Source organism: Pseudoxanthobacter sp., assembly GCF_036822375.1.
Taxonomy (GTDB): Bacteria; Pseudomonadota; Alphaproteobacteria; order Rhizobiales; family Segnochrobactraceae; genus Pseudoxanthobacter.
In genome coordinates, this window is record NZ_DAISHT010000287.1 from 1 (window position 1) to 3,587 (window position 3,587).

Sequence of the window (3,587 nt, forward strand, 5' to 3'; positions counted from 1 at the left end):
CGAATCGACGAAGGTGTCCATGGTGTCGGTTTCGCGCCGCGCCGGCTTGCCGCAGTGCGGGCAGGCGACGTGCTTCCACGTCGGGTGCCGGTCCAGCGGATTGCCGGGGGTCTCGAATTCCACATCCTCCGGCAGCTTCACCGGCAGGTCGGCCTTGGGCACCGGCACGACGCCGCATGCCTCGCAGTGGATGACCGGAATCGGGCAACCCCAGTAGCGCTGACGCGAAATGCCCCAGTCGCGCAGGCGATAGTTCACCTGACGGGCGCCCTGCGGCTGACCGTGCAGAACGGCCTGCTCCAGCTTCGCGGCCACCGTCTCCTTGGCCTCCGCCACGCTCAGTCCGTCGAGGAAGCCGGAATTGAACAGCCGCCCGTCGCCGGTCAGCGCTTCCGCCCCCACCTTCAGCCCGGCCGGGTCGGTGCCTTCCGGGTGCACCACCGGAATGACCGGCAGGCCGTATCGGATGGCGAAGTCAAGGTCGCGCTGGTCGTGGGCCGGGCAGCCGAAGATGGCGCCGGTGCCGTAGTCCATCAGGATGAAGTTGGCGACATAGACCGGCAGCGTGTGGCCTTCGATGAACGGGTGCTCCACCCGCAGGCCGGTGTCGAAGCCCTTTTTCTCTGCCGTCTCGATGGCGGCGGCGCTGGTGCCGATGCGGCGGCACTCGGCCACGAAATCGGCGAGGCGCGGATCGGTCTCCGCCAGCGCCTTCGTCACCGGGTGATCGGCGGAAAGGCCGAGGAAGCTGGCGCCGAACAGCGTGTCGGGGCGGGTGGTGAACACCTCGACGCTGGTATCGCCGTTGGGGGCGGCCTCGCGCGCGAAGGCAAAGCGCACGCGCAGACCCTCCGACCGGCCGATCCAGTTCTTCTGCATCAGCCGGACCTTTTCCGGCCAGCGGTCGAGCTTGTCGAGCGCGGTCAGCAGATCCTCGGAGAAGTCGGAGATGCGCAGGAACCACTGCGTCAGCTCGCGCTGCTCCACCAGCGCGCCGGAGCGCCAGCCGCGGCCGTCGATGACCTGCTCGTTGGCGAGCACGGTCATGTCGACCGGGTCCCAGTTGACCTTGGAGGTGCGGCGATAGGCGAGGCCGGCGGCGAGGAAATCGAGGAACAGCGCCTGCTGGCGATGGTAATATTCCACGTCGCAGGTGGCGAACTCGCGCGACCAGTCCAGCGACAGGCCCATGGACCTGAGCTGCGCCCGCATGGTGGCGATGTTCTCGTAGGTCCACGCCTTGGGGTGAACCTTGTGCTGCATGGCGGCGTTTTCGGCCGGCATGCCGAAGGCATCCCAGCCCATGGGATGCAGCACGTTGAAGCCGCGGGCGCGCTTGTAGCGCGCCACCACGTCGCCCATGGTGTAGTTGCGCACGTGCCCCATGTGGATGCGCCCCGAGGGATAGGGGAACATCTCAAGCACGTAATAACGCGGCCGCGGATCCTCGTTCGGGGTCTTGAACACGGCCTTTTCGGCCCAGGCGTCCTGCCAGCGGCGTTCGGCCTCGCGGGCGTTATAGCGCTCCGTCGTCATGGTCGGCACAAATCCGGCTTCGGGTGGCCGGGCGACGGCAGCAACAGGGCGCCGGCGGGGCCACCCCTTGGGTGACACAGAATAAAGGCGGCAAGCACGGCACGGCCGCGCGTGTTGCGGCTGCGAAGCATCTTGCATTGGTGGCGGACTGTCACCAGAAATCCCCCTGCGGGTCAACTCGTCCGCGCGACGGGGCTGCCATCCGGCGGCAGCGGGGCCCGGCCGGCCGGCGCCGCGCCCGGCAGCGGGCGGCGCCCCAGGGAGAAACCAGCATGAGCGAAACCGAAATCACCGCAACCGCCGACGAGCGGCTGGAGGCCATCCGCCACCGCATCGCGCGGGCCGCGCGCACCGCCGGGCGGGCGGAAGGATCCGTCACGCTGGTTGCCGTCTCCAAGACCTTTCCCGCTGACGACGTGGCGGAACTCATCGCCTGCGGCCAGCGGGTCTATGGCGAGAACCGGGTGCAGGAGGCGAAGGCCAAGTTTCCGGCGCTGAAGGAGGCGCATCCCGATCTGGACCTGCACCTGATCGGGCCGCTGCAATCCAACAAGGCCAGAGAGGCAGTGGCGCTGTTCGATGTGATCCACACCGTCGACCGCGACAAGATCGCCGTCGCCATTGCCGAAGAGATGGCCCGGCAGGGCCGCCGGCTGAAGCTGTTCGTGCAGGTCAACACCGGCGAGGAGCCGCAGAAGGCCGGCATTCCCCCGCGCGAGGCGGCGGCCTTCGTGGCGCGCTGCCGTGACGAACTCGGCCTCGATATTGCCGGGCTGATGGCGATTCCGCCCGCCGACGAGCCGCCGGGGCCGCACTTCGCCCTGCTGCGCAAGCTCTCCGAAGAGGCGGCGGCGCCGCTGCTCTCCATGGGTATGTCGGCGGATTTCGAGACCGCGATTGCCTTCGGCGCCACCCATGTGCGGGTCGGCAGCGCGCTGTTCGGCTTCCGTCCGCGCAATCCGGTGGCCCCGCCCCGGGCCTGATGACCCTGCGGCGGGGCAGCGCGGTGCGGCCCCGCCGCGGACGCCGTCCGGCTCAGACGGCCGGGGCCGGCAGGAACACGGCGTCGGCCTGATCGAGCCGGCGGCGCAGCCGGGTGACGGCGAAGCTCTCGTCGGGGGCGCAGTTGTCCCACGTCAGCTGCTCGCCGCGGGCCACGGGCCGCGTCACGACCGAGCCTTCGGCCAGCCCCATCGGCAGCGCGGCGGCAGCGCGGGCTTCCTCCCAGCGCATGGTGTGGCCGCGGTAGTCGGTCTCGCCGATGCGGCCGAGCTTCTCGCCCGGCTTCAGGTCGCGCTTGGCGAGCGCCGTGCATTCGGCCACCGGGCGGTCGAGGGGCTGCATGTCCGGACGGCGGTACATCACCGCGCGGGCGGCCGAAAGCGGCGTCTCAAGGCTGGTCAGGTGGAACGGGCGGAACAGCGCGAAACACGGGCCGGGGCCGACCTTGAGGTCCACCATGCGTTCCAGCACCCGCGGGTGGCGCGGCTTTGCAATGCAGAACACGCCCGGCGCCACGCCCTTGCCGATGGTGTAGTCGACGCGGCCGGCCCCGGACAGCACGCCGCCATCCTCGCGCGCGCACAAAACCTGCGCCAGCACCTCGCGGGTGGCGGCGGGGCCGTGCATGCCGGGCACGTCCGGCACCAGACCGGTGGCGTTGGCGATCGCCGTCATTTCCACATTGGTCTTGGAGCCGTCGACGAATTCCACCAGCACGCGGGCATTCATGTTGCGTGCGGCGGCCTCTTCCTCATAGTCGGCCGGCACGGCAAGCGGGTTCAGGGCATTGTTCTTGCCCTTGCCGGCGGCGATGATGTCGAGCCCGATCGACTGGGCGAACGCGATCAGCTCCAGCGTGGCGGCGGGCTCGTCGCCGGCGGCGCCGGTGTAGACCACGCCGGCCTTGCGGGCCTCCTGCTTCAGGTAGCGGCCGATGGTGATGTCGGCTTCCACGTTCAGCATCACGATGTGCTTGCCGCCGGCCATGGAGGCGAGCGCCAGTTCGGTGCCGACATTGGGATTGCCGGTGGCATCCACCACCACGTCGA

At 69.6% G+C, this 3,587-nt stretch carries 3 protein-coding genes; 1 reads left to right on the plus strand and 2 read right to left on the minus strand.

What is annotated here, in order from left to right:
• On the minus strand, positions 1–1,536 hold a 1,536-nt coding region (gene leuS / locus V7067_RS16540), incomplete at its 3' end, for a leucine--tRNA ligase (RefSeq protein ID WP_334176992.1).
• Between the two features lie 272 nt (positions 1,537–1,808).
• Between leuS and V7067_RS16545 the strand changes: the two genes are divergently transcribed.
• Entirely contained in the window at positions 1,809–2,519 is a 711-nt protein-coding gene (locus V7067_RS16545; protein WP_334176993.1) for a YggS family pyridoxal phosphate-dependent enzyme, read from the plus strand.
• 52 nt (positions 2,520–2,571) lie between these two features.
• Here V7067_RS16545 and V7067_RS16550 read toward each other — a convergent pair.
• Positions 2,572–3,587, minus strand: a 1,016-nt coding sequence (locus V7067_RS16550; protein WP_334176994.1) for an SAF domain-containing protein, incomplete at its 5' end; no start/stop codon positions are given.

Coding starts and splice junctions, on each gene's coding strand:
- V7067_RS16545 (WP_334176993.1), top strand. CDS start 1,809: ATGAGCGAAACCGAAATCACCGCAACCGCCGACGAGCGGCTGGAGGCC.